Raw genomic sequence first — 26162 nt, forward strand, 5'->3', positions numbered from 1 at the left:
GGTTTTGGATTTGCAGATGTCAGCAGGCTGTGCAATTGTTTGGAGCTGTTGATAACCCGTCCTTTGATAACGAGAGTCGTATGCAGAACGCGTCCCATCACAGTTCAGCCACTTCGCTTCGCTCCGATCTTATCGGTGGTCTTACTACCTTTCTCACCATGGCGTATATCGTGGTGGTGAACCCTTCGATCCTTTCGACAGAAGGCACTGGCCTGCCCTTCGCTGGCGTGATGACAGCCACGATCCTTCTGGCCGCCGGGATGAGCATTCTCATGGGTGTTTACGCTAAACTCCCGTTTGGCGTAGCTCCCGGCATGGGCCTCAACGCCTTCCTCGCGTTCAGCGTGATTTTGGGTCGCCAGATCCCCTGGCCGATCGCGATGGGTCTTGTGTTCTGGGCGGGTTTATTTTTTCTTCTCCTCAGCATTTTGCCAGTTCGCATGGCAATAGTGGGAGCCATACCCGTCCACCTTCGTTCAGCGGCCGCTATGGGGATCGGACTTTTTCTGGCCTTCATCGGTCTTAAAAATGCGGGTTTGGTGGTGGCCGATCCTGTGACCTTCGTGAAATTCGGAGTCTGGACGACATCGAGTATGCTGGCCGTCCTGGGACTTTTCATTATGGCCGTCCTGCTGCAGAGGGGCTGGCCTGTCGCCTTCCTGCTCGGCATTGTCATTGTCACCGCGCTTGCGTATAGCCTGGGGTTTGTTACGATTCCCGATCAGCTGCTCAGCACGCCGGATTTTTCGAGCACATTTTTAAAACTGGATATTCTGGGTGCACTGAAAGTGGAATATCTTGCTGTCATCTTCGCCATCATGATGACAGATTTATTCGATTCCGTGTCCACACTGTCCGGAGTCTCGCAGGCCTCGGGCCTGGTCGATGAAAGCGGACAACCGAAAAATCTGCGGCGCGGTCTCTTCGTGGATGCCTGTGCCACTCTCTCCGCAGGGCTTTTGGGAACTTCAGCCGGGACGGCCTATATCGAAAGCGCAGCGGGAATTGAAGCGGGTGGCCGCAGCGGGCGCGCCGCGGTTGTAACCGGACTTTTGTTTCTGCCCTGTTTATTCTTTGCGCCCCTGGCAGGAGCGGTTCCCGCTTATGCGACGGCGCCGGTCTTGATTTTAGTCGGGGCCATGATGATCAAAGGCGGGTCTCAGGTTTTCAAATCCAATCACTATGAGGATCTGATTCCCAGCTTTTTAACGCTGATTCTGATGCCTCTGACCTTTTCCATCACCCAGGGTCTCTTGTGGGGGCTGATCAGTCACGTTCTGCTTTATCTTGCGGCGGGACGCTATCGCGAATTGCCCATCTACACCTGGATCATGGCGGGACTTTCTGCGCTCCTGCTCTGGCTGCATTAAGTCGAGCGCAGCCTTTTGCCATTGACCCACACCGACTCCACACAGCGGTCGTCGGCAAGATGAATGAGCGCCGCAAGAATCTCTTCGGCGCTGTTCGCCATCTTGATCCGGCGCTCCAGCAAAGGTCGGGTTCTTACGTTGAGCACCTGAAAATCCGCCTGGTAACCGACACTGAGGGAACCAAGATCGGAAAGCCCCAGAGCCTGGGCTGCCTTCAGCGTGGCGGCGGCCAGAAGATCAATGGGCTGCACCGCAGCGCCGCGCAGGGCCGCGACCTTATACGCCTCATTCATGGTTTGCCAAAGGGAGAAGCTCGTGCCGGCCCCGACATCGGTCCCAAGGGCGATGGGTACTCCGGCCTCTTCCATGGTCTTCCACGCAAAGAGTCCGCTGCCTAAAAAAAGGTTGGACGTTGGGCAGTGACTGATGATCGCCTGGTGCTGGGCCAGCCTCTGCCTCGCATCCGCTTCCACGTGAATACCGTGAGCCAGCAGGGTGCGTCCGGTGATCAAGCCGAATGCTTCATACACGTCCAGATAATCATGGGCCTTGGGAAAGAGCTCTTTGATCCACAATAGCTCGCCCGTGTTTTCCGCATAGTGGGTCTGGATATAGGTATCGGGATGCTGGGCATGCAGCTCACCCAGGGCCCGCATCAGCTCGGGTGTGCAGGACGGCGCGAACCTTGGGGTAAGCGCCAGCGACAGTCTTTGATCGAACCCATGCCAGCGCTGAAGAAGAGCGCTCTGTTGCGCAAGGTCGTCGGCCATGGGAACTAAAAGCGCCTGCGGCGCATGGCGATCCATGCTGGTTTTGCCAATGATGCCGCGCAGTCCTCTTTGGGCAAAGACTTCGAACAGAAGATCCGTCACATCATGATTGGAACTGCTGTAGACGCAGGCGAGCGTCGTGCCGTTGCTCAGCAGCTCATCCACGAACTGGTGGGCAGCCTTGAGCATCAGATCCGAGCGTCCGCGATAGGCGACTTCCGTGGGGAATGTGTGCTTTTCAAGCCAGGGCAAGAGGGAAGGCTCCATGGCTCCAATCATATCCATCTGCGGAAAATGAATATGCGTATCCAGAAATCCGGGAATCAGCAGCCGGTCGGTATAATCAAAGCCCTGGGCCTTCGGATACTGTTTTTGCAGGTCCGCGAGCTTGCCTTTGGCCTGTATCCTGCCATGATCGTCGATCAAGAGGGTCGTATGCGGACTGTATTCCAGCTCCACAGGGCTTTTGGCAAGGCAGTGCAGAAGAGTTCCGGTGACAAGCTGCATAGGGTACCGCATGAATGATGAAGATGCTGAAACGGATCAACGCGCTGGTTTTCCACCGGCACGTCATGGGCTATTATCGCGATTGAGGACAGCGGAGGTCAAGGGCTACCTGATCCCACCCCGCATGGGAAACGCCGTCACGACAAGGAGAAAGCATGGAGCCGAGATCGGTAACAATTCGTTTCCATGAGGAATTGAATGACTTTCTTCCCCGGCATCAGTTGGGTCAAAGAATTGCGGTCACCTTTCACGGTCGCCGCACGGTCAAGGATCTGATTGAATCTCTCGGCGTTCCCCATGTCGAAATTGATACGATCTGCGCCCAGGGTGCGGCGGTCGACTTTGACTATATCGTGCAGGATCAGGATGAAATTCACGTTCATCCCGGGTTTCGCGTGACGCTGCCACCACGTTTTGTGATTGATGAGAATGTGGCAAAGTTATGTCCGCTGCTGCGGATGCTGGGGTTTGATACCCTGTATGTGCAAGGGGCCACCGACTCCTGGATTGCAACCATTTCCAAACAGGAGGGGCGCACGATACTGTCGCGTGACAAGGGGCTTTTGAAAAGAAAAGAGGTTCACTCCGGACTTTATCTTCGCTCCACCGTGTCTCAGGAGCAGCTGCGGGAAGTTGTGGAAAGGCTTAAAATAAAGGCGTTTTGTGAACCCTTTACGCGATGCATGAGCTGCAATCATCGGTTGACTTCGCTCCCGGCTCAAGAGGCCGCGGTGAGTCCCCACATACCCCCGGGGGTGAGGAAATGGACGAACGAGTTCTTCCATTGTCCAGGCTGCCACAGAGTGTTTTGGAAGGGCAGTCATCATCAAAGCATGGAAAAATTGGTTCGCCAGATCCTCCACCAAGCCTGAGTCTCTTCATCGAATCTTAACCGTGGACGGTCGGGGTCCGACCATGGAGCGTCGTATCGGTTTCGGTGCGATGACCAAAGCCAAAGTAGGCGGCGACGGCAGCAGTCAGAGCATGCAGCCACACATCATGACCGAAGAGCGGGAGTATGCCACCCACCACGTTCAGGCCTGGAATAAGGCCCATAACAGTCAGAACAGCGTAAATCACGGCCACTGACTTGGAGAAGGCGCGGGCACCGGTGAACGAACGATAGGCGAAAAGACCCCAAAGTCCAATAGCTATGTGAACGATGTTATGCAGGACATTGACCGGGAAGAGACCGAAGAGATAGCCATACGATCCTTCCACCGCAAGGTGCGGTGCGTGCCCTGGAGGCATCATGCGAAAGGCTGGAAAAAAGCCAAGAACGCCAACGGCAAGATAAGCAATACCGGCAATAAGAGCGAATTTTCTTGTCTGCATAATAAATCCCTTTCTCATCCAGTGAAATGCCGTGTGTGTCTATTCCAGTTTTGTGCCAGTCCTTTCCCTGCCATTATTGATGCAAAGACTTTCCCTCAAGTTTTTCGCCGAGTCGCTGTATATTTATCGGGCTCCCATCAGCTGAGGTTGGACCATGAAAATATATGAGTACTCCAATCACCGGACTCTGATCCGGGATTTGATCCAGGCGAACAAGAAGGCCGGACACGACATTAGCAGTCAGAAAGTTGCGGAGGCCGCCGGCGTCACGGGATCGTTTCTGTCTCAGGCTTTGAATGAAAAGCAGGAGTTCAGCAACGATCAGGTTTTTGCCATCTGCCGTTACTTTGAGCTGTCCGAAGAGGAAGCGGAATTCGCCGTCCTGCTGAATGAACACGCTCGCTCCCAATCCAAAAAAAGGCGTCAGGAACTTTATCGTCAGATCGAGGAGGCGCAGCATGCTCATCTGCGTTTTGTCGAGTATGTGCATTTTGATAAGATCGACCGTGAAAGCTCGCCCGTGGATGATTATCTTTGTGATGCCTATGCGCCGGTGGTGGATTCCTATATGGACGAGGACCGCTATCTGAAGAACCCCGAGGCTCTGCGCAAGAAGCTTGGCCTTGATCCCGGGCGCTTTGAACGGGCCCTGGATTTGAATGTGCGGGCCAATATCCTGGGGCTCGATGACGAGGGTTATCATCGCAAGCACGGCGAGCTCATGGTCTATAAAATCAACCTGGCTGCCAAATACAACGCCATACTCTCACGCCTCAAGTCGATCGAGAAGATCTTCAAAGGTGATGATTCCGACTTCACGGGAACCCTGATTTTCTGTGCAAATGACGAATTCGTGACACGCATCAAGGCCGAGATCCTGACCGAGCACAATACCATGAAAACCCAGTATCAGAGCGAGCCGGACAAGGAGGACCTCCTTTTCGTGAATCTCGATCTTTTCTGCTTTGATGAGCTATGACCCATGGAAAAAGACCTTCCGCACGACAGCTATCGCAGCATCATTCGGGAAATCGTGGAGGCGCGGGCCGCGAAGAAAGACGGCATGTCCTTCACGAAGCTGGCCAATGTCTGTCGGATCCAGCGCAGCTATCTTTCCCAGGTCATCAATTTGAAAAATCATTTCAGCAACGATCAGCTTTACAGTATCTGCGAGGCGCTCGAACTGCCGAAATTCCAGCGTGATTACCTTCTGCTCCTAAGTGAATATGAGCGTTGCAGGAACACGGAGCGCAAGAATTTTCTTCTGCAGAAGATCCGTAAGCTGAAGCAGGCCGAGTCCAAAAGCGCGAGCGGCATGTCGGAAGCCCTAAGGGACGCGCTGGATGATTACTTCTGTGATCCCTGGGCCGAGATCATTCTGAACTTCTTTCGCATTGAACACTATGCAAAGAACCCAGATGAGGTGCGCGAGGTCCTGGGTATCACGCGGCGGCGCTGGGACATCGTGATGAAGACGCTGCGCGATTGCCAGTTCGTGTTGGATGGGCCGGATCGAATTCTCACGCCGCAGGGCTTTCCAGTACCCGAGGAAAATTCCCCGGCCGATCGCATTCGGCACATCATGGCCCGCATGCGGGTGGCCCAGCAGAAGCTGAAGCAGCGCTACATCGACGATTTTCTCTATAACCTTTGGTATACGACCACGCGCGACGCCAAGAAACAGATCAAGATCAATCAGCTCCACCTTCTGCAGCGAATCCATGAGGAAGCGAGGCATACAAAACAGGAAAAGATCTACCAGCTGACGCTTGATGTGCTGTCCTTCTAAAAAGTTGCCGCGCCGAAGACCGGAGAGCGCAATCCGGTCATGGAGCCGGCAAACGCTGGCGGCCTTGTGATGTTTGCATGACAAATGCAGAAAACTTGTTTTGACATCTTGAGCACATAAAAAAATATGGTAATCTTCCCTGGGAGGTCCCCCATGGAAATTCGTTCAAAACTCTCCATACTCGCTGACGCCGCCAAATACGACGCATCCTGCTCCAGCAGTGGTATTCAAAGAAAGAACGTCCCCGGTGGCCTCGGTAATTCCGAAGGCATGGGAATATGTCACAGCTACACCCCTGACGGCCGCTGTATTTCCCTGCTCAAGGTCCTGCTCACCAATTTCTGTGTCTTTGACTGCAGCTATTGCATCAATCGCATTTCCAGTGACGTTAAACGCGCTCGATTTACCATCGAAGAGCTGGTTTGGCTGACCATGGAATTTTATAAGCGGAATTACATAGAAGGCCTTTTCCTGAGTTCCGGCGTCATGAAAACGCCCGATCACACGATGGAAGAGATGATTGAAGTCGCCCGCCGTCTGCGTGTCGATCACAAGTTTCAGGGGTATATTCACCTGAAAGCCGTGGCCGGCGCATCTGCGGAACTTCTGCAAAAGGCCGGGCTGTGGGCGGACCGTTTGAGCGCGAACATCGAGCTGCCGAAACAGGACGACCTCGATAAGCTGGCGCCAGCCAAGACGCATGAACAGATTGAATCGGCCATGGATTCGATTGCAACGAAGATCGCTGAAGTCAAGGAAGACAGAAAAACTCTGAAATCCACGCCAGCTTTTGCTCCCAGTGGTCAGACCACCCAGATGATCGTGGGCGCAACACCCAGCAGCGATGCTGATATACTGGCGACGGCCTCGCATCTTTATGAAGGTTTTTCCTTGAAGCGGGTTTATTACTCCGCCTTCAGTCCCATTCCCAGCGGTGATCCGCGCCTGCCGCTGCAAAAACCGCCTTTGGTCCGTGAAAATCGCCTTTATCAGGCGGACTGGCTTTTGCGCTTTTATGGGTTTCGGCATCACGAGCTGACCACCACGGATACGCCGAACCTCGATCTGCATCTGGATCCGAAAACATCCTGGGCTCTGCGATCGCGGAATTTTTTTCCGGTGGATATCAACAGGGCCCCGCGCGAGGATCTCTTGCGCGTGCCTGGCCTTGGCGTTCGAACGGTGGATCGCATTCTTAAGATGCGGCCGCATCGTTCCATTACGCTGGCTGATCTGGCCAAACTTCGCGTGTCCCTCGACAAAGCGCGGCCTTTTATCCTGACAGCCGATAAAAATACGGGCGTAACGCTGCTTGATGATCAGAATCTCGAAGCCCAGCTGCTTCCCAAAAAACCCAAGCAGCCGACTCTTTTTGAGCTGATGGGTGAATCGGCGGAGGGCTGGTGACGTGATTCGCTGTGAAATGCCGCAGGATTTTGCGGACTGGCGTCTTCAAGGTCGGCAGCTTATTCATGCGCGCATTCGACCGGAGGCTGTGCAGTGGCGTGAGGCAAGTCCCCAAATAGCCGGACGCCTCGCCCTTGATGAAGGCATTTGGGAAGCGCCGCCCCTCCCAGCGGAAGCTCTGCGCGCCTTTTCCGTGCCTCGTGATTTTGTCGAGAAGGCGGAGCGGGTCTTCTATCATCGTTCGGAAAAAAAGTGGTCCCTTCTCTATCGCATGCTCTGGCGTATCGTGCATGAGAATCACAAGCTGCTCGATGATCGCGTCGATGATGATGTCAGCGCGTTTATGGATATGGAGCATCAGGTTCGCCGCGATGCCCATAAAATGAAGGCTTTTGTACGCTTTCGAAAGGTTCAGAGCCAGGACCATGAAGAGTATGTCGCATGGCATGAGCCGGATCATCCTCTCCTGCCTTACGTTGTTCCCTTCTTCAAGGATCGCTTTTCATCCATGATCTGGACAATCCTGACGCCGGATGCCTCGGCCCGTTGGGATGGGGAAAGGGTAAGCTGGGGCCGCGGCTGTGCCCAGCATGAAGCCCCCACGGCGGATTCCCTGGAGGATCTCTGGTCCTGCTATTACACATCCATTTTCAATCCAGCCCGCGTGAAGCTGAAAGCCATGAGGGCGGAAATGCCGACCCGTTATTGGAAATCCATGCCGGAGACGCGAGAAATCGCCCGGCTTCTTGCCGACAGCGATCGCCGTGTGGCCGAGATGATTGATCGGAGTCCGCGCGACGCCTCAGCCTTCGTTCCGCACAATGGGTCCTATGACGAATTGAAAACTGCGGCATCCCGCTGCACAGCCTGCAAACTTTGTGAGGCGGCTACGCAGACTGTTTTTGGCGAGGGTCCACTTACGGCCCGCATTATGATCGTAGGCGAGCAGCCCGGAGATCAGGAGGACCAAGCCGGCCGTCCTTTCGTGGGACCAGCCGGTGAGATCCTGGATCAGGCGCTCAAGGCAGCCGGCATTCAACGGGAAAATGTCTATCTGACCAATGCTGTCAAACATTTTAAATTCACCTGGCAGGGCAAGCGGCGTCTGCACGAAAAACCTGCACCGCGTGATGTCGCGGCCTGCAAACCTTGGCTCCTGGCCGAGCGTCATTCGATTCAGCCCGATCTTGTCATTTGCCTCGGACTGACGGCGGCTTTGAGCGTATTTGGACGCAGTTTTCGTCTCAAGGACGTTCGCGGCGTTGTGCAGCCCTCCAGTTTTGCTAAACTTTCCATGATTACCTATCATCCTGCGCATATTCTGCGACTGCCCGATCCTCAACAGCAGGCCGAGGCTTTTCGGGAACTGGTTCATGATCTGCGCCAATTGGTAACGCTTTGGCAGCATTCGCACGTGAAACTGTCATCTGCACAAGACAGTTTTCCTGGCCAATAAGGGACAGGCTTCCCCGCTTCCCCTTGCTATTCTCCCCCCGTGCGATTACGGTCTTTGCGGCTTTACCTTGGATTCGCATCGGAGGAAGGACGGGCGTGCGCCGCTTGAAAAAGCCTTATTCGCTCAGTTGGCATTTGGTTGTCCTGGTATTGGCTTCCATGATTCCATTTTTCATCTTTTCCGCTTTTATGGTGGATAGGCTGGTTCGTCTGGAAAGGCAGGCCGGTGAGCGTCTTTTGCGGCGTGAAGCGCAAAAACTCCGGGTATCGGTGGATCAGGAGTTTTCCAGCATCATACGCACGCTTCAGGCCCTGGCGACGTCTCAGGACCTTGAGCAGCACGATTTGAAAGCCTTTCATCAGGATTTGAATCGCATTCAAAAATCCCAGCCTGCGTGGCTTGCCATTCTTGTGCATGATATGCAGGGCAGGATGCTGCTCAGTTCCATGCGCGACTACGGTGATGTTCTGAAGACTCCACCGGAGCCGGACAGTCTGCGTGACGTCATAAGTTCGGAAGAGGCAGTCATTGGAAAGGTGATCAAGGTACCGGCTGGCTCTGTGATCTCCAACTCCTTCGCTTTTCCGATTCGCGTCCCCGTGTTCGTCAAAGGGAAGATGACTTATGTGCTCACTGCAGTGATTTCGGTGAACAGGCTTCAGGCCATTGCCAATGATGGCTTGGCGATGGAATGGACCCGCACGATCGTGGATCGCGCCAGCACTGTGGCTGCTCGTTCGCTGCGTCCCGAGGATTTTGTGGGTGACTTGGCCACACCCTCCTATATCAAACACACGAGTTCGAGTTTCGAAGGAATGGTTCGAGAGACCACCTTGGATGGCAAGCCTGTTTATCTCGTTTTTGATCGCTCGCGTCTTTCCGGATGGATCAGCTCCATAGCGGTGCCGGTGGAAATTCTGGAAGCCCCAACGCGGCGCTCCCGGGCCCTTGTCCTCGCGACAGGCAGTTTCATTCTTCTTGTTTTCGGTGGGCTCGCGCTCCTGTATTCGCGCCGGCTCGCTCTTCAAATCCGCTCGGCTGCAAAAGGCGCCATGAACCTGGCGGATGGCAAAGTCCCCGAGGTGGAAGCTTCCATGGTTACCGAGGTGCAGCAGCTGCGAAGCGCATTGATCACGGTGGCCAATCTTCTTCAGGAGCGGGAACAGGAACGCAACGAACATTTGAATCAGGCCATCGCTGCCCGATCCGAGGCGGAACAGGCCAACCGTGCGAAGAGCGAGTTTCTGGCCAACATGAGCCATGAACTCCGAACCCCTCTGGGTGTGGTACTGGGCTTTGCTGAGCTTTCGGTGCTGGATGATATTTCTCCGGAAGAGAGGGCGGAGAACCATGCCATCATCCAGCGCAACGGTCAGCATCTTTTGCGATTGATCGACGATATTCTGGATCTTTCTAAAGTCGAAGCGCGGCGCTTGACGATTCATGCTCAGGATTTCTCCTTGCCGGACATGATGGCAGGAATTATGGGAGATCTTAAGCCCAAGGCTCTGGAAAAAAATCTGGCCCTTACGCTGACGAAATCGGGAATGCTTCCGGGTCAGATTCATACCGATCCCGTTCGTTTGCGCCAGATCATTTATAATCTGGTGGGCAATGCGATCAAGTTCACGGAAAAAGGCGAGGTTAATATTCATCTTGAAAGCATGGATGATGATCTGATTATCACCGTGCGGGATACAGGTATTGGTCTGACAGTCGAGCAGCAAAACACCCTGTTCCGTCCCTTCACCCAGGCCGATGGCAGTCACACCCGCAGATACGGTGGGACAGGTCTTGGTCTCGCTCTGTCCCGCCGTCTGGCCGAGCTCTTGGATGGCAGCGTCGAGCTTTTGGAAAGCGCCCCAGGGCAGGGCTCGGCCTTTCAGTTTCGCGTGCGAGTCCGGTAAGGCCGTACTCGCCCGAATGAGGAGAGTCATCATGAGTCGTTCTGCAGTTGCATGTTAGGACTGACGTGCCCTTAAGTGTGATGTCCTCCAGGGAGCCATGGTTCCCAAATACATCATCCCCACAGACTACAAATGTATTCCGTTTCCAAGAGGTCTGCTGCTGTGGCAATTATTGAAATTTAAGGAAAATATGCGAATATTACTGGGTAGTTAGTGCGATCGTTCTGACTGAGAGCGATTTTATAGTGGAGAATGATTCGTGTAACATATTGAAACTATAGTTAAAATAGAATTGAAACTTTGCACTGTTTCAATTTCAAAATCTTCGTCTTTGATATTGAATATTTCTCCTTGCCAGCAAACCAACAAAAGGCATTTTTCTTCCTCGAGACGGCTTCACAGGCAATTCCAGACGCAGCTTCATCCGCCGAGAGATTCTCGTCGACATATTTTTTTCGCAGGTATTCTTGATGGAGATATAGAGGAGTGACCGGGAACTCAAACCACTCAGAAAACGTGATGACATATTTTTCAGGGGTTCTCGTCGAGGGTCGTATGGGGTGGGTGATGGGGATTGAACCCACGTATGTCGGAATCACAATCCGATGCGTTAACCACTTCGCCACACCCACCATACGGGAGAGCGTGATATTACCCGGCCTATTGCTTTTGTCAACCCAATAGCCCGGGGCATTTCAAAGATTTTTAAGAAGCCCATTCTCGATGGCGAATGACATGGTTTGCTCCTGGCTCCAGCTCTCGCCGTCTTCACTCAGGCTGATATGCATGTCAAACGCGTCGCCGTTGGCAATGGCCTCGTCCAGGAACTTGGTATCAGGCAATCCTCCGGGTCCGTTCAGAGTCAGCTGGAAGGTCTCCGTCCGATTCCGACGCGGTCCGAGAGTCGTATTGCTGATATCCGGAGACAGACGCACGATATTCTCCGTCAGAACGAAACGCCCGAGATTAATCGCCCCATGCTGCTCAAAGCGCACGTAAACCTGCAGATTCCCGTGTGCAATTGACATATTCCGAATGGAAAGCTGCAGCCGAAGTTCCCCGCCGGACCGACCAAACGGCCCCGAACGATCCAAAGTAACCTTGGTCTTCAAAAGCTTGGGAGTCGGCCGCGGATCCCGATAACCACCCGGCAGAAAATTCGCCAGTTTTTCTTCAACGCTCTGATCCCGTTTCAAAGGCGGAATCGGCCACGGCGATTCAAAAACCTTATCATTCAAAGTTTCAAACTGCTTTTTAGCCGTCCGCACATCCTCGCTATCTTTCCCGCGCTCCTGACTTTGCGCATTGAATCCCACCACGATCGGCACCGGCAAACCCTTGGCCATTTCCCCGAGCGCCTGCATGAATTCCACAGGATGCTGCGTATCCATAATCTTCTGATAGGCCTCAAGGATATCCAAAGGCTCCTTGGCCTTCAGAAGGGCATCAAAACCTTTCCGCAAACGCCTCGCCTCCGCTGCCACTTCCGGATAACCCGGCTCAATATTCAAAAGCCGCAGAGGCATCAGAGCATAAGAACCCGCAAGGTTCGCATAATAATACATGCTCTCATCCGGTCCCTCGCGGGCCCACTTTTTGGGACTGGCGCCAAAGGCATTGGCCAAAGCCATCCACATCGCGCGCTCATCCTTCCGCGCCAGGGCAATCATCAAATCATGCGCAAAATAAAGGTGAGCCGTCGCACTCAATTTCCCAAGGTGCGTTGCGGAAACAGGCTGCGCAAATACCTCATCCATCGGATTCACCAGCGCCTGCTCACGCATCAGCCTCTTCTCAACATCCTTCGCAAACAGCTCGATCTCCGGCACGTCATCAATCGCCAGCCCTGTATAGCGCCGCAGAAGTTCAAGCGTCCGATTGTAATCCCGCACATCCACAAAGTTATCAATGATGCGCAGCGACGCCGTCATATACAAAGGATTCGCAGCGTTCGCCGTCAGCACAAACCGACTCGATTTTCCGGGGCCTTTTTCCTTCCGAACAGGAATCGAAAGCTTATGCCGAATCTCCATCGTATCGGCGCCAACCAAAAGGTTCCAATTCCGATCGTGCAGAAACTGCTCCGCTTCCAGGTTCATAAATTCACCTTCGCGGTCCGTCGTCAGGCTTTCACCAACCCCAAACGTCTTCTGCCTTTGACTCTGCGAAACATAAAAGCTGCGCTCCTGTTTCAGCCCCGTTTCATTGCGTGTCGTCACGCGATAGAACTGAAAGGTCACGCCGCTCGTTTTATCCGGTTTGCTCGTCTGTCCCTGCAGCTGTCCGGTCAACGCCCGCGCTTTTTTAAAATCCCCATGCAGCGCCTCGGTAAACGCCTGCCGGGCGCCTTCCCGCGTCAGGTCAAAGTCATAAAGCTCATCAATCTGAAAAATTCTCGCGCGTTGCAGATCAAAATCCACGGGAGTAATGGGCGCCGGCACCCCCGCCCACCACTTCACCATCTTCTGAAACACCATGTAATCCTTGCCCAAAGTCGTCTGAAGGGCGGTACCGATCCGCCGAACCTCGCTCAGGGCCAGCCAAACATGGGACTGATTCCGACGTAACACACTGATTTTATGTTCCCCATCTCGAAAAACAGAGAGCGGAATGGTCAAATCCAGGTCGCTCAGACCCAGGGATTCCTGAAGGGATTTCGCAGTGCGGCCAGCGGTATCAATACCCAGGGAGGCCCCGCCGCTGATACCGTAACTTCGGATATTGCCGATGGGAAGTTCCAGGGCATGCTCGATCGTCGAAGGGAAAAGGAAGGGTGTGCTCAGATAGGTGACGGGATCGTAGAGTTCCAAAGGGTTGAAGGACGGCGGAAGGATCGTCGTCAAAAACGGGAGTCCACCAAACCAATTCGCGAAAAGCTCCGTCCAGAATCCAGCCTTCTGCTCCTCGGCCTTGCGCGAGGCTTCACTTCGATACGTGGCGTTGGTCACGAAAAGCTGACTTTGACCGTTGAACGTCAAAGGCAAACCGCGCACGCGCCCAAGTTCCCGCAGAAAATCCGGCCCCAACTGAAACCTGTCGACCACCACATAGGTGCCGATGTTGGTCGGATGCACATCACGTCGATAGCTGCTGACGAGCGACATGCTGTCGCTGGCGCGCAGGCGGATATCCTGATCCATCAGGCTATAAAACAAGCTTTCCATGAGCGAATCGACAGAACGATTGATGCTGTCCGCACCGGATGCGAGGCTCGAGGCCAGCGTGGAATTTTTGATGACCCGGCTTATGGATTCATAGGCATCAATCTTATCATCGTTTTCCTGGCGGAAGTCCTTCTCGAGCTGCGAGGATTGCGCCAGGGCCAGCTGCGAACACAAGCAAAATAGAAGCCACCAAAATCTCATGGAACCTGTTCCTCCCAAGTCCATGCTCGGCCGTAGCCCACTCCCACCATCACCACCCAGTGATGACGCGGCTCTGTTCGCTCCCTTTGATAATGAAGGCTCATACTGCCCACCAGATCGTAAACCCAGGGCCGCCGGGCCCCCCAGCTGATGCGATAGGAATCCTTGCGCAGCTCCTCGATCCCAAGGACCCAGTTCCAGTCTTTCAGCTGCTGCTCATGCACAAAGCGAAAAACCTGATCGAAGTAATCCGGGATCGACGCTTCCGTCACCCGAATCCATTCGAAACTCGTGCGGTTTTCTTCATGATGAACCAGCGTTGCCAGCCCCATCCGTCTCTGCCCATAGTCCGAAGACGCCGCATAAGAGGCCATGAGCCGGGCGCCTTCGAGAAGGTCGATGGTGCGAACAATGCGGCCGCTGATGACATTACGTTCCTCGCCCGTGACAGGATCGGGTTGAACGAGATTGCTGGTGCCGACTTCCAATCGGTAGCCTTCCCGTGAACCAATCCCAATGCGACCGCCGTTAACACTCGTGAGCCATAACCTTCGGGCCCGACTTGGCAAATTCAGGCGAAACACATCGTGATTCAGTCCAAATGGGGCATCCAGGCGTCCAGCCGACGCGTAGAAGGGATCCACCACGGGATGCCCGAGCTGGATAAAAGCCTGCTCCGCGCGTTTATAATCGCGGACTCTGTCCTCGTTGATCGAGGCCTGCCGTGTATAAGCACCCTTGGCGTGCAGTGAAATCCAATGCCCGAGAGCAACTGAACCATAGAGTTGAGCCAAGGCAGCGGTGTCGTCTCGTGTTTGATTAGTATCACCCAATGCTCGTTCGGATACTTCGAGGTAGCCCGACACGCAGGCAGTGTAGGGATTATAGATCAACCATTTGTCAGACTTCAGCTGACAGGGTAAAAGTCCTTCCGCATGGGCGACCGAAGTCATTACGCCCAGCATCATGGCGACGGCGTGTTTCATTCTGACTCATTCATCAAAAGCCTTGATTTCCCGGCGAAGCGTCGGGTTTCATCATCATGCCCAAGTCGATACGACATTGGAAGATGAATTCTAACTTCTCCAAAAGCTTCCTATAAAAACCTTGACACCCAAAGGCCTCAGTAATATAACCCGGTCTCCACTATCGAGGTAAGCCTGCGAACAAGCAAGCCAATGCCACATGCCGGTGATGCTCATCACTATCTTGCCTCGGTTTGTTTCGTAACCCTATCCAGATTGACTAGGTTTGGGAATTATGAGTAGTCAAAACATTAGAATTCGTCTCAAGGGGTACGACCACCGATTGCTTGATCAATCTGCGGTCGAAATCGTAGAGCGTGCGAAACGGACGGGAGCGCGAGTCGCTGGTCCTATACCACTGCCCACCTCGATCAACCGTTTCACAGTCCTGCGCAGTCCGCACGTCGATAAAAAATCGCGTGAGCAGTTTGAGATCCGCACACACAAGCGCGTTCTCGACATCATGGATGCTAAAGCGCAGACAATCGATGCTTTGATGAAGCTCGATTTGGCAGCTGGAGTCGACGTCGAGATCAAACTCTACTAAGCAGAGTGCGGTTGTTGTCGTTTTCTGAACGGTCGCTTTAGGAACCGAATAACTCAACAGCAGGTTGAATATAAGTCATGACAATTCACGGACTAATCGCAAAAAAAGTGGGAATGACCCGGGTCTTGGACGCTGAAGGTCAAATGATTCCCGTGACTCTTCTCAAAATCGAAGGTCAAAAAGTTACCAAGATCCTGACTCCTGAGCGCGATGGCTATCATGGCATTCAGGTGGGTTACTACGAAAAACCAGAGCGCAAGCTGAGCAAGCCCGATGTGGCTCGTCTTCGCAAGGTCTCGGTTGGCGAAAGTTACACCCGTTTCAAGGAATTCCGTACCGAAGGCACGCTTGATGGCGTGAACATTGGTACCGCAATGAACGCTTCCGCATTCTCGGAAGTGGGCGCTGTTGATGTCACCGGCGTGACCAAGGGTCACGGCTTCGAAGGTGCGATTACACGCTGGGGTCACTCCTCGGGTCGCCGTTCGCACGGTTCGAACTTCTATCGCTTGCCTGGTTCGCTCGGTATGAGAACGACCCCAGGTCGCGTATTTAAGAACAAAGAAGTTCCGGGTCACATGGGTTGCGTGCAGGTTACTGTTCAGAACCTGAAAGTCGTCGATGTCGATGTGGAAGCCAATGTTATTGCTCTCAAAGGCTCCGTTCCCGGGTTCCGCAATGGCTTTGTTATCATCAAACCTTCTGTGAAAGCCAAAGAACTCAAAAAATGAGTTCTAGGGGGAATGGATAATCATGCAAGTCCAAGTCAAAGACATCAAGGGTAACAACGTCAAGTCGATCGACCTTCCGGATTCGATCTACAACGTTGAACTTAACGATCACGTTCTTCACCACGTGGTAAAAGCCTACCTGGCCAACCAACGCCAAGGTACGCACGCTACCAAAACCCGCGCCTACGTGAGCGGCGGTGGTAAGAAGCCTTATAAGCAAAAGGGTACTGGTGGTGCTCGCGCTGGTTCGACCCGCGCCCATAACCGTCCAGGTGGTGCTGTGGCCCACGGTCCTCAGCCTCGTGACTACCGTCTGAAGATCAACAAGAAGGTGAAAGATCTCGCCATTCGCGTTGCTCTCTCCGACAAAGCTCGTCACGGCAAACTGGTTGTTGTTAGCGACTTCGCAGGCGTTAACGCGTATTCGACCAAAGCTGTGCTCGGCGCCCTGAAAGCCCTGAACGCGCCAAAAGCTCTGCTCTCCGACGTTCGTGAAGACGATTTCCTTTATCGTTCGGCACGCAACATCCACGGTGCAGAAGCCAAGTCGCCTCTGGATTTCAACGCTATGGATCTGCTTCGCTACGAGACTCTGGTCATCAGCGAAAAAGCTCTGGAAGCTCTCAACGCTCGCGTTAGTGAGGAAGCATAACATGCATCCATTTCATGTGATCGTTCGCCCAGTTCTGTCGGAAAAATCGAACGGCGTTCGTGAAGCTCAAGGCAAATACACTTTCATCGTGCAGAAAGATGCCACCAAAGAAGACGTCAAGAAAGCTGTTGCGGCTCTTTGGGATGTGAAAGTGGAATCGGTTCGCACTTTGATTCAACGCGGTAAGTTCAAGCGTCGCGGCGCTCGCTACTCCCAGACTTCGCTGGTCAAAAAAGCGATCGTGAAGCTGGTTGCTGGTTCGAAACTGCCGATCTTTGAAGACCAATAACGAAGGGACTGGTAAACGTTATGGCTATCAAGCAATACAAACCGACATCAGCATCTCAACGCGGTACCTCCGTTGTTGATTACAGTGTCCTTGATCGCGTGGAACCGTACGGTCCTCTCGTAGAGTCTACAAAGAGAAACGGCGGCCGCAACAACACGGGCCGTATTACGGTTCGCCATCAGGGCGGTGGCGCTCGTCGCCACTACCGTCTGATCGACTTCAAGCGCGACAAGCGTGATATCTCGGGACGCGTTGAGTACATCGAATACGATCCTAACCGGACCGCATTCATCGCTCGTATCGTCTACAAAGACGGTGAGCGTCGTTATATCCTGGCTCCGGACGGCCTTAAAAAAGGTGACGAAGTTCTCGCGGCTGCGACTGTAGACGTGAAACCCGGTAATGCCATGCCTTTGAAGAGCATCCCCTTCGGTACTCCGGTACACAATATCGAGATGAAGGTGGGTAAAGGCGGTCAGCTGGCTCGTAGCGCTGGCGTTTCCGCTCAGCTGGTCGGCCGTGTAGACGGTTACGCTCAGCTCCGCATGCCTTCCGGTGAAATGCGCCGCGTTCGTGAAGAATGCTACGCAACCATCGGTGTGGTCTCCAACTCTGACCATTTCAACGTGAAAATCGGTAAAGCCGGCCGTACTCGCTGGTTGGGTATTCGTCCCACTGTTCGCGGTGTGGCTATGAACCCGGTCGATCACCCTCACGGTGGTGGTGAAGGTCGTACATCCGGTGGTCGTCACCCATGTACTCCTTGGGCTGTGCAGACGAAAGGTCACAAGACCCGTCATAATAAGCGCACGGACAAGGATATCATCCGCCGTCGTAAAAGCAAGTAATGGGAGGTATGCTCAGTGGCTCGTTCAGTTAAAAAAGGCCCCTTCGTGGATGGCTATCTCTATAAGAAAGCCGAGCAGGCTCTTAAAGATAAGAAGCCGATCAAAACCTGGAGCCGTCGCTCGACGATCGTTCCTGACTTTGTCGGCCTGAATTTCCTCGTACACAACGGGAAGAAATTTGTTCCAGTGTTCGTGTCCGAGAATATGGTCGGCCATAAGCTAGGTGAATTCGCTCCAACGCGCACCTACTTCGGCCACGGGTCTGACAAAAAAGGCAAAAAGTAAAGATAAAGGGAGCTAGCTTTGGAACGTCAGTATCAAGCAGTTCTTCGGAACACGCGAATCGCCCCGCGCAAAGCGCGGCTGGTAGCTGATCTCGTTAGAGGGATGCCCGTCGCGGTCGCTCTGGATGCACTCCGGGTGACCAATAAGAAGGCTTCTCCTCTTTTCTCGAAACTCATTCAGTCCGCCATGGCGAATGCAACTTCGACCTCGACTGTCGACATCGACCGTCTCGTTGTGCAAGAAGCCTATGTCAACGAAGGTGAGAAGTTGAAGCGTTACCTGCCCCGCGCGCAAGGTCGTGCGACACAGGTGAAGAAGCGTTCGTCACACATCATCGTTAAACTGGCTGAGATTTAAGGGAAGGGTAGGATCCGTGGGACAGAAAGTAAATCCAATTGGTTTTCGTACCGGTATCACACGCCCCTGGGCCTCGCGCTGGTATGCAAAAAATGATTACGCAAAATTCCTGCACGAAGACCTGCGCATTCGCGACTACATCATGAAGAAGTTCGACAGCGCCGGTGTATCGAAAGTAGAGATCGAGCGTGCAGCCGCTAACATGCGCGTGAACATCTTTTCGAGCCGCCCTGGTATCATCATCGGCAAGAAAGGTGCAGGCGCAGAGAGTCTGAAAGACGAACTGGTTAAGATCTGCAAACTTTCGTCGGGCGATCCCAATGTGAACGTCTACGAAATCCAAAAACCAGACGCCGATGCCAACCTTGCTGCTCAAAACATTAAGCAGCAGCTGGTTCGCCGGGTATCCTTCCGCCGCGCGATGAAAAAAGTGATCGCTTCCGCGATCAAAGCCGGCGCCAAAGGTATCAAGGTCAGCTGTTCGGGTCGTCTCGGTGGTGCGGATATGTCCCGGATCGAGAAATATCGCGAAGGTCGCGTTCCCCTCCATACCCTGCGTGCGGACATTGACTACGGCACAGCCGAAGCTTTGACCACCTATGGTTTGATCGGGATTAAGGTCTGGATCTACAAAGGCGACATTCTGACCGATCAATAAGCGGTCCGTAGCAGCAAGAGGAAAGTGCGATGCTATCTCCAAAGAAAATGAAATTCAGAAAGCAGCATAAAGGCCGCATCAAAGGTGAAGCCGAGCGCGGATCGAAGCTGTCTTTCGGTGACTTTGGCCTTCAGGCTCTGGAAGCAGGCAAAATCACTGCTCGCCAGATCGAAGCAGCCCGTATTGCGATGACACGCCACATCAAACGCGGTGGTCGCGTCTGGATCAATATCTTCCCTGATCATCCCGTAACCAAGAAACCTCTTGAGGTGCGGATGGGTAAGGGTAAAGGTAACGTGGAATTCTACGTTGCTTACATCAAACCCGGTCGGGTCCTCTACGAGATGGACGGTGTTACACCTGAAGTCGCAGCGCAAGCTTTGGAACTCGCAGGGTCGAAACTGCCGATCAGAACCAAACTGCTGACTAAATCGGAGGATCCCTGGTCATAATGGATTACTTTAAAATTACAGCCGATGAGCTGCGGTCGAAAGACAAAGGTGAATTGCAGAGTGCTGCAGGTGAAGTGCGAAAAAAGCTTGCTGAAATTCGTATGGACATCTATACAGCGCCAGCAGTGAATGTGAGCAAAGTGAAGAAGCTGCGCAAGACCCTTGCCCGTCTCCTCACTGTGCAAAACGAAAAAGCTCGTGCGAAAGCTTGAGGGGTAGTGAGCAATGTCTGAACAAAAAGAAAAGAAGTCCAAGCCAGTGTTCGGTGTTGTCACCTCTGACAAGATGCAGAAATCGCGCGTTGTCACTGTTGAGCACCTTGTGAAACATCCCCGTTACGGCAAATACATGAAACGCCGTACCAAACTGATGTTCCACGACGAAAAGAACGAAAGCCGAATCGGTGATTCCGTACTGATCATCCCTTCTCGGCCCCATAGCGCTCGTAAGCGCTTTGATCTCTTGAAAATCGTGCAAAAAGCGGGCGAGCTTGTCGCCGAGTAATGGCAGATAGATGCAAGACCAAAGGGCTTTAATATGATCCAGATGGAATCCGTACTACTCAGTGGTGACAACTCCGGGGCGAAAGTCCTGAAGTGTTTCAAAGTACTGGGCGGCAGTAAAAAGCGCTTCGCGACCGTAGGCGACACCATCGTCGTGTCCGTGAAAGAAGCTCTGCCCAATAGCAAAGTGAAAAAAGGTAGCGTTCATAAGGCTGTGATCGTGCGGACTGCAAAAGAAGTCCAACGTAAAGACGGCAGCACGATCAAGTTTGACGAGAACGCAGCGGTGCTGATCAAGGGTAAAGACAACGAGCCCGTTGGGACTCGTATCTTTGGACCGGTAGCGCGTGAAGTACGGCAAAAAGGTTTTGTCCGTATCGCGTCTCTGGCACCTGAAGTCCTCTAATCATCGACAGAAAATAAAGGTGTCCGTGATGGCTAACGTTCCTCGTCTACAAGACCAATACAACAAGATCCGTGAGCAGCTGGGGAAAGAGCTGGGATTGGAAAATCCTAACGAAATTCCACAGATCAAGAAAATCGTTGTCAACATCGGCCAAGGCGAAGCCGTTCAGAACCATAAGATTCTGGAAGGCGCTGTGGCAGACCTTGAGAAAATCACAGGTCAAAAAGCTGTGACAACCAAATCCAAGAAAGCGATCGCAGGCTTTAAGCTGCGTGCTGGCTTGCCCATCGGCTGTAGCGTGACCCTGCGTCGTCAGCGCATGTACGAGTTCCTTGACCGTCTTATCAACGTGTCAATCCCTCGTATCCGCGACTTCCGCGGTTTCTCGCCCAAGGCTTTTGATGGTCGCGGCAACTATACTCTCGGCGTGAAAGAGCAGATCATTTTCCCAGAGATCGAATACGATAAAGTCGATCGTATCCGCGGTCTGGGTATCACGATCGTGATGAGCGCCAAGAACGATATCGAAGCCAAGGCGCTGTTGGAAAAGTTCAACTTCCCCTTCAGAAAAAGCTAAGGAGCGACCATGGCTAAGAAATCAATGATCGAAAAAGCTAAGCGCACGCCGAAGTTCTCGACTCGCGCTTATACTCGATGCAACAAATGCGGTCGGCCAAAAGCCGTTTTCCGTAAGTTCGGGATCTGTCGTATCTGCTTCCGGCAAATGGCCTTGAATGGTCTGCTGGCCGGCGTGACAAAAGCATCCTGGTAACAGAGCAGTCGGAGAAGAGAGACGATGCAAGTTAATGATCCAATCGCAGACCTTTTGACACGAGTTCGGAACGCACAAAAAGCGGGTCATGAAGTCGTGAGCGTACCAGCCTCGAAGATGAAGATCGCCATCGCTCATATCCTGCGCGAAGAAGGCTTCGTACGTAATTACAAAGCCATTCGTGACAATAAGCAAGGCATTCTGAAGATTGCCCTCGCCTATTCGGAAGATGGCAAGCCTGGTATCCGTACAATCGAACGTCAGAGCACAGCTTCCCGTCGCCTTTACGTGACGGCTGACAAGCTTCCCTACGTGAAGAGCGGTTTCGGTGTCGGTATCCTTTCGACCTCGAAAGGTATCATGACCGATCGCGATGCTCGTAAGCTTAATATCGGTGGCGAGTATATCTGCTCCGTCTTTTAATAGAGGTTATATATGTCACGCATAGGTAAACAGCCGATCACGGTCCCAAGCGGGGTCGAGGTTAAAATAGAGGGCTCACTTATTAAAGTGAAAGGCCCCAAAGGCAAACTGGAAAGAGCCCTTCACCGTTCGATCAAGGTCGCTCAGGAAGGTTCTACGCTGAACGTTAGTCCAGTGGCTGACACCAAAGAAAACAAGAAATTCCATGGCCTTACCCGCACTCTGATCGCCAACATGATCGAAGGTTGCCAAAAGGGCTATGAAAGACGTCTGACTCTCGTCGGCGTAGGTTATCGCGGTGCGAAGCAGGGCAAAGGTTTGAACCTTTCTCTGGGTTACAGTCATCCTGTTTACTTCGAAGCTGTTGAAGGCGTCGATCTGAACGTTGACAAGAACACCACCATTATCGTCACCGGCGCCTCGAAAGAGAACGTTGGCGAGACAGCCGCGAAAATCCGCTCGTTGCGTCCACCTGAGCCGTACCACGGTAAAGGCGTCCGCTACGAAAGCGAGAAGATCGTCACCAAAGTTGGTAAATCTGGCGGTAAGAAATAACGGGGTAGGATTGCGTCATGGCAAGCACAAATTCGAAATATGCGCAGCGTAATAAGCGCAAGACCAGGATCCGTAAAAAGATCTTTGGAACGACTGAACGTCCCCGTCTGAGCGTATTCCGCTCGGCCCGGCACGTTTACGCTCAGGTGATCGATGACACTAAAGGCGTGACTCTGGCTCACGTTCACAGCTTCAAAAAAGGCAGCGAAGAGCGGGCTGACAAAGCTGTTTGTGCTGAACTTGGCAAAAAGCTGGCAGAAGCCTGCAAGGCCAAGAACATTACAAAAGTTGTGTTTGATAAAAACGGTTATGCTTATCACGGCCGGATCATGGCTTTGGCCGAAGGTGCCCGTGAAGGTGGCCTGGATTTCTAAGAGTCATGCTGGAGGCATAAGTCAGTGGCTAAAGAAATAGGAATTAAAGATAACAAGCGCGAAGACAGACGTGATCGTCAAGACAAGCGCGACCGTGACCAAGGTAACACTGCTGGTGAAGACAACCTGCAAGACAGAGTTGTGAACATCGCCCGCGTTGCCAAAGTTGTTAAAGGTGGTCGTCGCTTCAGCTTCTCGGCTCTGATCGTCGTCGGCGATAGCAAAGATAAAGTGGGCTTCGGTCTTGGCAAAGCCAACGAGGTTCCTGATGCGATTCGTAAGGGATCGGATCAAGCGAAGAAGAACATGATCACTGTTCGTAAGAACGGTGGAACGATTCCTTTCGAAGTCGTCGGCAAGTACGGCTCCGCTACGGTTCTGATGTATCCTGCCAAAAAAGGTAAGGGCATCATCGCTGGTGGTGCAGTGCGTATCATCGCAGAACTCGCAGGGATTCAGGACATCGTGTGTAAGGTCCATGGTACACGTAACCACCAGAACGTGGTTCGCGCTGTGATCAACGGCCTGCAGCAGCTGGAAAGCCTGGAAGAGTATGCGAAGAACCGCGGTAAGGAAGCCCATGAGGTTTACCAGGTTCGTCACGCGCAAGCACAAGCTTAATTTAACGCGCTAGGCGGAGTTCCCCTATGTCGAAGATTATTGTCAGACAAACCCGGAGCCTGATCGGCAACAACCCGAACAATCGCAAGGTCGTTCGCGCTCTCGGTCTGGGCCGGATTGGCAAAACGAAGGTCCATAAGGATAACAATTGCATCCGCGGGATGATCAACAAAGTCCGCCATCTCGTCGAGTACGAGTTGGTAAACGACTAAGGATGCTTAAGTGGAGTCTATCATGAAGTCGTTGGAAAATTTGCATCCAGCCCCCGGATCGAACAAGAACAAGAAGCGTCTTGGTCGCGGTCCTGGTAGCGGTAAAGGCGGCACTTCGGGTAAAGGCCATAAAGGTCAAAAAGCCCGTAAGAGCGGTAACGTCCGCGCCGGTTTCGAGGGTGGTCAAACCCCTATGTACCGTCGTCTGCCCAAACGCGGTTTTAAAAATCCTTCTCGGATTGAATACAATCCGATAAACTTGGATGCTCTAAACGCTTTTGACGCGGGTACCGTGGTAACCGCAGAGTTGTTGGCTCAAGGTGGATTGTTGCGCAAGCCTGATATGCCCGTTAAGCTCCTTGGTCGCGGCCAGCTGACCAAAGCCTTGACTATCAAGCTCCACAAAACAAGTGGCGCAGCAAAAGCAGCAGTGGAAAAGGCAGGCGGTAAAGTTGAGGAGATCTAATAGTGGGACAGCGGATATCATCTCTGCCTGAGGTGACACTCAATCATTTGACCAAGAAGATCCTGTTTACTCTGGGCTTCTTGGCTCTCTACCGGATTGGGGTGCACGTTCCGATCCCGGGGGTCAATTCGGAGGCTTTGGCTGAGTTTTTCAGAAGCCAAGGCGCCAACCTCTTTGGCATGTTTAACATGTTCTCAGGTGGTGCCCTCGAAAGGTTCAGTATTTTTGCCTTAGGCGTGATGCCCTATATCTCGGCCTCTATTATCGCTCAGCTTTTGACCGTTATTGTTCCCCACCTGGAGGCGCTTTCGAAAGAAGGCGAAGCCGGTCGTAAGAAAATCACTCAGTACACGCGTTACGGCACGATCGTGATCGCTCTGGTTCAGGGCTTCATGATCGCGCGGACGCTGTCGACTTCCTCGATGGGGACGGGCGCTTTTGTGACCGATCCCAGTACGAGTTGGGCTGTGCTGACAGCCATTTCCTTGACCGCTGGTACCGCCTTCGTTATGTGGTTGGGTGAGCAGATCACCGAGCGCGGCGTGGGTAACGGTATCTCGCTCATCATCTTCTGCGGTATCGTGGCCGGTTTGCCTAAGGTTATCGGTAACACGTTCGAGAAGTTCAACAGCTCCGAAATGGACCTTGCCCATATCGCTATCCTTCTGCTCATCGTGATTGCCGTCACCGCAGGTGTGGTCTTCATGGAACAGGGTGCGCGTCAGGTGCCGGTTCAGTACGCAAAACGTCAGGTTGGCAATCGGGTTTACGGCGGACAGACTTCGCATCTGCCCATTCGTATCAACACCGCAGGTGTGATTCCTCCGATCTTTGCCAGCTCGCTTCTGCAGATTCCTGTGACGGTGGCTCAGTTCGCCAAAACCGGTCTTTTTGCAAGCGTCGTGGGAACGGTTTTGATCCCAGGCGGGTGGCTCTACAATGTGCTGTACCTGTCGATGATCATCTTCTTCTCATTCTTCTACACGTCGATTCAGTTCAAGCCCGACGATATCGCGGAAAACCTGAAGAAGCATGGTGGCTTCATTCCTGGTATCCGTCCTGGTGCTCGAACCTCGGAATATTTGGGTAAGATTATCAATCGTCTGACCCTGACCGGTGCTCTTTATCTGAGTGCGATCTGTTTGATCCCCTCATTGATCACCGATAGTTTCAACGTTCAGTTCTACTTCGGTGGAACCAGCCTTCTGATTATCGTAGGTGTGGCGTTGGAAACATTTAGACAGATTGACGCGCACCGCCAGTCTCTCCGTTACGAGGCGTTCATGAAGAACACAAGTATCAGGAGCAGAGGAGGCCGGCGTTGATAGTCATCCTTACGGGCGCCCCAGGCGCAGGCAAGGGAACTCAAGCTGACCTTCTCGCCGAGCGGGAAGGTTTTAAGAAGATATCCACCGGCGATGCCCTCCGTAAGCAAATCAGGGAAGGCACCGAGATCGGCAACAAGGCCAAGTCCATTATGGCCGAAGGCAAGCTGGTCCCCGATGATGTCCTTCTTGGCATCCTGAAGGCGGAGCTGGACGCAGCGCGCGGTTTTCCCATCCTTTTGGATGGTTATCCTCGCAACGTGGCGCAAGCGAAGGCCCTTCAGGAGTTGGTCGGTAAAGAAGGCGTACGCGGCGCGGTTCATCTTGAAGTCGATCCTAATGCGTTGGTTCAGCGTATTAGTGGCCGTAGGACCTGTGTCAACTGTGGTGCGAGCTACCACGTGACCACAAGCCCTCCTAAAAAGGATGGCATCTGTGATCGCTGTGGATCAGGTGTTATACAGCGCCCTGATGACACAGAAGAGAAGGTGAAGGTCCGTCTGGGTGTTTACGAGAGTGAAACCCGTCCGGTTCTTGATTTTTACAAGAACCTTGGCCTCTACCATCGTGTTGACGGCAACGGAACGACGGAAAGTGTGTATAAGGCTCTCGCTGCTCAGCTTCGTTCGCTCGCCTGAGCGAAGCAGTTGTGGGTTCTGGGAATCAGCGGTTTTCACTTGCTGAACCAGGGGCAAGTGTGTAAAGTTTCGCATCTGTCAACCCTGGGCGGGCATTCAGGCGTAAATCCGAGGAAG

33 protein-coding genes and 1 tRNA gene are annotated in these 26162 nt (G+C 53.1%); 29 read left to right on the top strand and 5 right to left on the bottom strand.

What is annotated here, in order from left to right:
* Positions 1–80: 80 nt before the first annotated feature.
* Complete coding sequence (locus VFO10_RS19715; RefSeq protein ID WP_325143379.1) at positions 81–1370, top strand: NCS2 family permease; 1290 nt, start codon at positions 81–83, stop codon at positions 1368–1370.
* Here VFO10_RS19715 and guaD read toward each other — a convergent pair.
* Positions 1367–2647 (bottom strand): guanine deaminase, encoded by a 1281-nt coding sequence (gene guaD, locus VFO10_RS19720; protein WP_325143381.1) that lies wholly within the window; start codon positions 2645–2647, stop codon positions 1367–1369. The genes VFO10_RS19715 and guaD overlap by 4 nt on opposite strands.
* Positions 2648–2802: 155 nt before the next feature.
* Between guaD and VFO10_RS19725 the strand changes: the two genes are divergently transcribed.
* On the top strand, positions 2803–3519 hold the full coding sequence (locus VFO10_RS19725; RefSeq protein ID WP_325143383.1) for a Mut7-C RNAse domain-containing protein: 717 nt from the start codon (positions 2803–2805) through the stop codon (positions 3517–3519).
* A gap of 16 nt (positions 3520–3535) precedes the next feature.
* Here the strand turns inward: VFO10_RS19725 and VFO10_RS19730 are convergent, their stop codons facing one another.
* Positions 3536–3982: a DUF4383 domain-containing protein gene (locus tag VFO10_RS19730; protein WP_325143385.1), complete on the bottom strand. Its 447-nt coding sequence runs from the start codon at positions 3980–3982 to the stop codon at positions 3536–3538.
* Between the two features lie 154 nt (positions 3983–4136).
* Between VFO10_RS19730 and VFO10_RS19735 the strand changes: the two genes are divergently transcribed.
* From VFO10_RS19735 to VFO10_RS19755, 5 genes are all read left to right on the top strand, one after another.
* On the top strand, positions 4137–4961 hold the full coding sequence (locus VFO10_RS19735) for a hypothetical protein (RefSeq protein ID WP_325143387.1): 825 nt from the start codon (positions 4137–4139) through the stop codon (positions 4959–4961).
* Positions 4962–4964: 3 nt separating this feature from the next.
* Positions 4965–5771 (top strand): hypothetical protein, encoded by an 807-nt coding sequence (locus VFO10_RS19740; protein WP_325143390.1) that lies wholly within the window; start codon positions 4965–4967, stop codon positions 5769–5771.
* A gap of 153 nt (positions 5772–5924) precedes the next feature.
* Positions 5925–7178, top strand: coding sequence for a putative DNA modification/repair radical SAM protein (locus VFO10_RS19745; protein ID WP_325143392.1), 1254 nt, complete (start codon positions 5925–5927; stop codon positions 7176–7178).
* 1 nt (position 7179) lies between these two features.
* Positions 7180–8634 carry a UdgX family uracil-DNA binding protein gene (locus tag VFO10_RS19750; RefSeq protein ID WP_325143394.1) on the top strand — a complete coding sequence of 485 codons (1455 nt, stop codon included), beginning with the start codon at positions 7180–7182 and terminating at the stop codon, positions 8632–8634.
* Between the two features lie 95 nt (positions 8635–8729).
* The gene (locus tag VFO10_RS19755) at positions 8730–10541 is read left to right on the top strand and encodes a sensor histidine kinase (protein WP_325143396.1); all 1812 of its coding nucleotides are present in this window, start codon (positions 8730–8732) and stop codon (positions 10539–10541) included.
* 556 nt (positions 10542–11097) lie between these two features.
* On the opposite strand, the gene VFO10_RS19760 is transcribed toward VFO10_RS19755, so the two are convergent.
* The 3 genes from VFO10_RS19760 to VFO10_RS19770 form a co-directional block, all read right to left on the bottom strand.
* Positions 11098–11173, bottom strand: a tRNA-His gene (locus tag VFO10_RS19760).
* Positions 11174–11236: 63 nt separating this feature from the next.
* Positions 11237–13906 carry a hypothetical protein gene (locus VFO10_RS19765; protein WP_325143398.1) on the bottom strand — a complete coding sequence of 890 codons (2670 nt, stop codon included), beginning with the start codon at positions 13904–13906 and terminating at the stop codon, positions 11237–11239.
* Entirely contained in the window at positions 13903–14892 is a 990-nt protein-coding gene (locus VFO10_RS19770) for a hypothetical protein (RefSeq protein WP_325143400.1), read from the bottom strand. Before VFO10_RS19770 ends, VFO10_RS19765 begins: the two co-directional genes overlap by 4 nt.
* Positions 14893–15166: 274 nt before the next feature.
* Here VFO10_RS19770 and rpsJ point away from each other — a divergent pair, with 274 nt between their 5' ends.
* The 22 genes from rpsJ to VFO10_RS19880 all read left to right on the top strand — a co-directional run bounded on the left by rpsJ (position 15167) and on the right by VFO10_RS19880 (position 26045).
* Positions 15167–15478 carry a 30S ribosomal protein S10 gene (gene rpsJ, locus VFO10_RS19775; protein ID WP_141736473.1) on the top strand — a complete coding sequence of 104 codons (312 nt, stop codon included), beginning with the start codon at positions 15167–15169 and terminating at the stop codon, positions 15476–15478.
* Positions 15479–15555: 77 nt separating this feature from the next.
* Positions 15556–16209 (top strand): 50S ribosomal protein L3, encoded by a 654-nt coding sequence (gene rplC, locus VFO10_RS19780; RefSeq protein ID WP_325143402.1) that lies wholly within the window; start codon positions 15556–15558, stop codon positions 16207–16209.
* A 22-nt stretch (positions 16210–16231) separates the two neighbouring features.
* The gene (gene rplD, locus VFO10_RS19785) at positions 16232–16861 is read left to right on the top strand and encodes a 50S ribosomal protein L4 (RefSeq protein WP_325143404.1); all 630 of its coding nucleotides are present in this window, start codon (positions 16232–16234) and stop codon (positions 16859–16861) included.
* A 1-nt stretch (position 16862) separates the two neighbouring features.
* Complete coding sequence (gene rplW / locus VFO10_RS19790) at positions 16863–17150, top strand: 50S ribosomal protein L23 (RefSeq protein ID WP_325143407.1); 288 nt, start codon at positions 16863–16865, stop codon at positions 17148–17150.
* A 20-nt stretch (positions 17151–17170) separates the two neighbouring features.
* On the top strand, positions 17171–17998 hold the full coding sequence (rplB, locus tag VFO10_RS19795; RefSeq protein ID WP_325143408.1) for a 50S ribosomal protein L2: 828 nt from the start codon (positions 17171–17173) through the stop codon (positions 17996–17998).
* A 15-nt stretch (positions 17999–18013) separates the two neighbouring features.
* A complete protein-coding gene (gene rpsS, locus VFO10_RS19800) occupies positions 18014–18283 on the top strand; it encodes a 30S ribosomal protein S19 (RefSeq protein ID WP_141736468.1) in 270 nt (89 codons plus the stop codon).
* Positions 18284–18301: 18 nt separating this feature from the next.
* Positions 18302–18640, top strand: coding sequence for a 50S ribosomal protein L22 (gene rplV, locus VFO10_RS19805; RefSeq protein ID WP_325143411.1), 339 nt, complete (start codon positions 18302–18304; stop codon positions 18638–18640).
* A gap of 16 nt (positions 18641–18656) precedes the next feature.
* The gene (rpsC, locus tag VFO10_RS19810; RefSeq protein WP_325143413.1) at positions 18657–19298 is read left to right on the top strand and encodes a 30S ribosomal protein S3; all 642 of its coding nucleotides are present in this window, start codon (positions 18657–18659) and stop codon (positions 19296–19298) included.
* A 29-nt stretch (positions 19299–19327) separates the two neighbouring features.
* On the top strand, positions 19328–19750 hold the full coding sequence (gene rplP, locus VFO10_RS19815; RefSeq protein ID WP_325143415.1) for a 50S ribosomal protein L16: 423 nt from the start codon (positions 19328–19330) through the stop codon (positions 19748–19750).
* Positions 19750–19962 carry a 50S ribosomal protein L29 gene (rpmC, locus tag VFO10_RS19820; protein WP_325143417.1) on the top strand — a complete coding sequence of 71 codons (213 nt, stop codon included), beginning with the start codon at positions 19750–19752 and terminating at the stop codon, positions 19960–19962. Before rplP ends, rpmC begins: the two co-directional genes overlap by 1 nt.
* A gap of 13 nt (positions 19963–19975) precedes the next feature.
* Positions 19976–20254 (top strand): 30S ribosomal protein S17, encoded by a 279-nt coding sequence (gene rpsQ / locus VFO10_RS19825; protein ID WP_141736463.1) that lies wholly within the window; start codon positions 19976–19978, stop codon positions 20252–20254.
* Positions 20255–20287: 33 nt separating this feature from the next.
* Positions 20288–20659 carry a 50S ribosomal protein L14 gene (gene rplN / locus VFO10_RS19830; RefSeq protein WP_141736462.1) on the top strand — a complete coding sequence of 124 codons (372 nt, stop codon included), beginning with the start codon at positions 20288–20290 and terminating at the stop codon, positions 20657–20659.
* Between the two features lie 28 nt (positions 20660–20687).
* Entirely contained in the window at positions 20688–21236 is a 549-nt protein-coding gene (gene rplE, locus VFO10_RS19835) for a 50S ribosomal protein L5 (RefSeq protein ID WP_141736461.1), read from the top strand.
* A gap of 9 nt (positions 21237–21245) precedes the next feature.
* Complete coding sequence (locus VFO10_RS19840) at positions 21246–21431, top strand: type Z 30S ribosomal protein S14 (protein WP_325143424.1); 186 nt, start codon at positions 21246–21248, stop codon at positions 21429–21431.
* Between the two features lie 24 nt (positions 21432–21455).
* Positions 21456–21854 (top strand): 30S ribosomal protein S8, encoded by a 399-nt coding sequence (rpsH, locus tag VFO10_RS19845; RefSeq protein ID WP_325143426.1) that lies wholly within the window; start codon positions 21456–21458, stop codon positions 21852–21854.
* Between the two features lie 12 nt (positions 21855–21866).
* Positions 21867–22409 carry a 50S ribosomal protein L6 gene (gene rplF / locus VFO10_RS19850; protein WP_325143428.1) on the top strand — a complete coding sequence of 181 codons (543 nt, stop codon included), beginning with the start codon at positions 21867–21869 and terminating at the stop codon, positions 22407–22409.
* A 17-nt stretch (positions 22410–22426) separates the two neighbouring features.
* On the top strand, positions 22427–22783 hold the full coding sequence (gene rplR / locus VFO10_RS19855) for a 50S ribosomal protein L18 (protein WP_325143430.1): 357 nt from the start codon (positions 22427–22429) through the stop codon (positions 22781–22783).
* Positions 22784–22909: 126 nt separating this feature from the next.
* Positions 22910–23404 (top strand): 30S ribosomal protein S5, encoded by a 495-nt coding sequence (rpsE, locus tag VFO10_RS19860; protein WP_325143607.1) that lies wholly within the window; start codon positions 22910–22912, stop codon positions 23402–23404.
* Positions 23405–23430: 26 nt separating this feature from the next.
* Positions 23431–23616, top strand: coding sequence for a 50S ribosomal protein L30 (gene rpmD / locus VFO10_RS19865; protein WP_141736456.1), 186 nt, complete (start codon positions 23431–23433; stop codon positions 23614–23616).
* 22 nt (positions 23617–23638) lie between these two features.
* Positions 23639–24082, top strand: coding sequence for a 50S ribosomal protein L15 (gene rplO, locus VFO10_RS19870; RefSeq protein WP_325143432.1), 444 nt, complete (start codon positions 23639–23641; stop codon positions 24080–24082).
* 2 nt (positions 24083–24084) lie between these two features.
* A complete protein-coding gene (secY, locus tag VFO10_RS19875; RefSeq protein ID WP_325143434.1) occupies positions 24085–25407 on the top strand; it encodes a preprotein translocase subunit SecY in 1323 nt (440 codons plus the stop codon).
* Positions 25404–26045 (top strand): adenylate kinase, encoded by a 642-nt coding sequence (locus tag VFO10_RS19880; RefSeq protein WP_325143436.1) that lies wholly within the window; start codon positions 25404–25406, stop codon positions 26043–26045. The genes secY and VFO10_RS19880 overlap by 4 nt, the downstream gene beginning before the upstream one ends.
* Positions 26046–26162 lie beyond the last annotated feature (117 nt).

This window comes from Oligoflexus sp., assembly GCF_035712445.1.
Taxonomy (GTDB): domain Bacteria; phylum Bdellovibrionota_B; class Oligoflexia; order Oligoflexales; family Oligoflexaceae; genus Oligoflexus.

Bases quoted from the DNA above. Each gene is read 5' to 3' on its own strand.
- VFO10_RS19715 (WP_325143379.1), top strand. From the start codon at position 81: ATGCAGAACGCGTCCCATCACAGTTCAGCCACTTCGCTTCGCTCCGAT.
- guaD (WP_325143381.1), bottom strand. From the start codon at position 2,647: ATGCAGCTTGTCACCGGAACTCTTCTGCACTGCCTTGCCAAAAGCCCT.
- VFO10_RS19725 (WP_325143383.1), top strand. From the start codon at position 2,803: ATGGAGCCGAGATCGGTAACAATTCGTTTCCATGAGGAATTGAATGAC.
- VFO10_RS19730 (WP_325143385.1), bottom strand. From the start codon at position 3,982: ATGCAGACAAGAAAATTCGCTCTTATTGCCGGTATTGCTTATCTTGCC.
- VFO10_RS19735 (WP_325143387.1), top strand. From the start codon at position 4,137: ATGAAAATATATGAGTACTCCAATCACCGGACTCTGATCCGGGATTTG.
- VFO10_RS19740 (WP_325143390.1), top strand. From the start codon at position 4,965: ATGGAAAAAGACCTTCCGCACGACAGCTATCGCAGCATCATTCGGGAA.
- VFO10_RS19745 (WP_325143392.1), top strand. From the start codon at position 5,925: ATGGAAATTCGTTCAAAACTCTCCATACTCGCTGACGCCGCCAAATAC.
- VFO10_RS19765 (WP_325143398.1), bottom strand. From the start codon at position 13,906: ATGAGATTTTGGTGGCTTCTATTTTGCTTGTGTTCGCAGCTGGCCCTG.
- VFO10_RS19770 (WP_325143400.1), bottom strand. From the start codon at position 14,892: ATGAAACACGCCGTCGCCATGATGCTGGGCGTAATGACTTCGGTCGCC.
- rpsJ (WP_141736473.1), top strand. From the start codon at position 15,167: ATGAGTAGTCAAAACATTAGAATTCGTCTCAAGGGGTACGACCACCGA.
- rplC (WP_325143402.1), top strand. From the start codon at position 15,556: ATGACAATTCACGGACTAATCGCAAAAAAAGTGGGAATGACCCGGGTC.
- rplD (WP_325143404.1), top strand. From the start codon at position 16,232: ATGCAAGTCCAAGTCAAAGACATCAAGGGTAACAACGTCAAGTCGATC.
- rplW (WP_325143407.1), top strand. From the start codon at position 16,863: ATGCATCCATTTCATGTGATCGTTCGCCCAGTTCTGTCGGAAAAATCG.
- rplB (WP_325143408.1), top strand. From the start codon at position 17,171: ATGGCTATCAAGCAATACAAACCGACATCAGCATCTCAACGCGGTACC.
- rplP (WP_325143415.1), top strand. From the start codon at position 19,328: ATGCTATCTCCAAAGAAAATGAAATTCAGAAAGCAGCATAAAGGCCGC.
- rpmC (WP_325143417.1), top strand. From the start codon at position 19,750: ATGGATTACTTTAAAATTACAGCCGATGAGCTGCGGTCGAAAGACAAA.
- rpsQ (WP_141736463.1), top strand. From the start codon at position 19,976: ATGTCTGAACAAAAAGAAAAGAAGTCCAAGCCAGTGTTCGGTGTTGTC.
- rplN (WP_141736462.1), top strand. From the start codon at position 20,288: ATGATCCAGATGGAATCCGTACTACTCAGTGGTGACAACTCCGGGGCG.
- rplE (WP_141736461.1), top strand. From the start codon at position 20,688: ATGGCTAACGTTCCTCGTCTACAAGACCAATACAACAAGATCCGTGAG.
- VFO10_RS19840 (WP_325143424.1), top strand. From the start codon at position 21,246: ATGGCTAAGAAATCAATGATCGAAAAAGCTAAGCGCACGCCGAAGTTC.
- rpsH (WP_325143426.1), top strand. From the start codon at position 21,456: ATGCAAGTTAATGATCCAATCGCAGACCTTTTGACACGAGTTCGGAAC.
- rplF (WP_325143428.1), top strand. From the start codon at position 21,867: ATGTCACGCATAGGTAAACAGCCGATCACGGTCCCAAGCGGGGTCGAG.
- rplR (WP_325143430.1), top strand. From the start codon at position 22,427: ATGGCAAGCACAAATTCGAAATATGCGCAGCGTAATAAGCGCAAGACC.
- rpmD (WP_141736456.1), top strand. From the start codon at position 23,431: ATGTCGAAGATTATTGTCAGACAAACCCGGAGCCTGATCGGCAACAAC.
- rplO (WP_325143432.1), top strand. From the start codon at position 23,639: ATGAAGTCGTTGGAAAATTTGCATCCAGCCCCCGGATCGAACAAGAAC.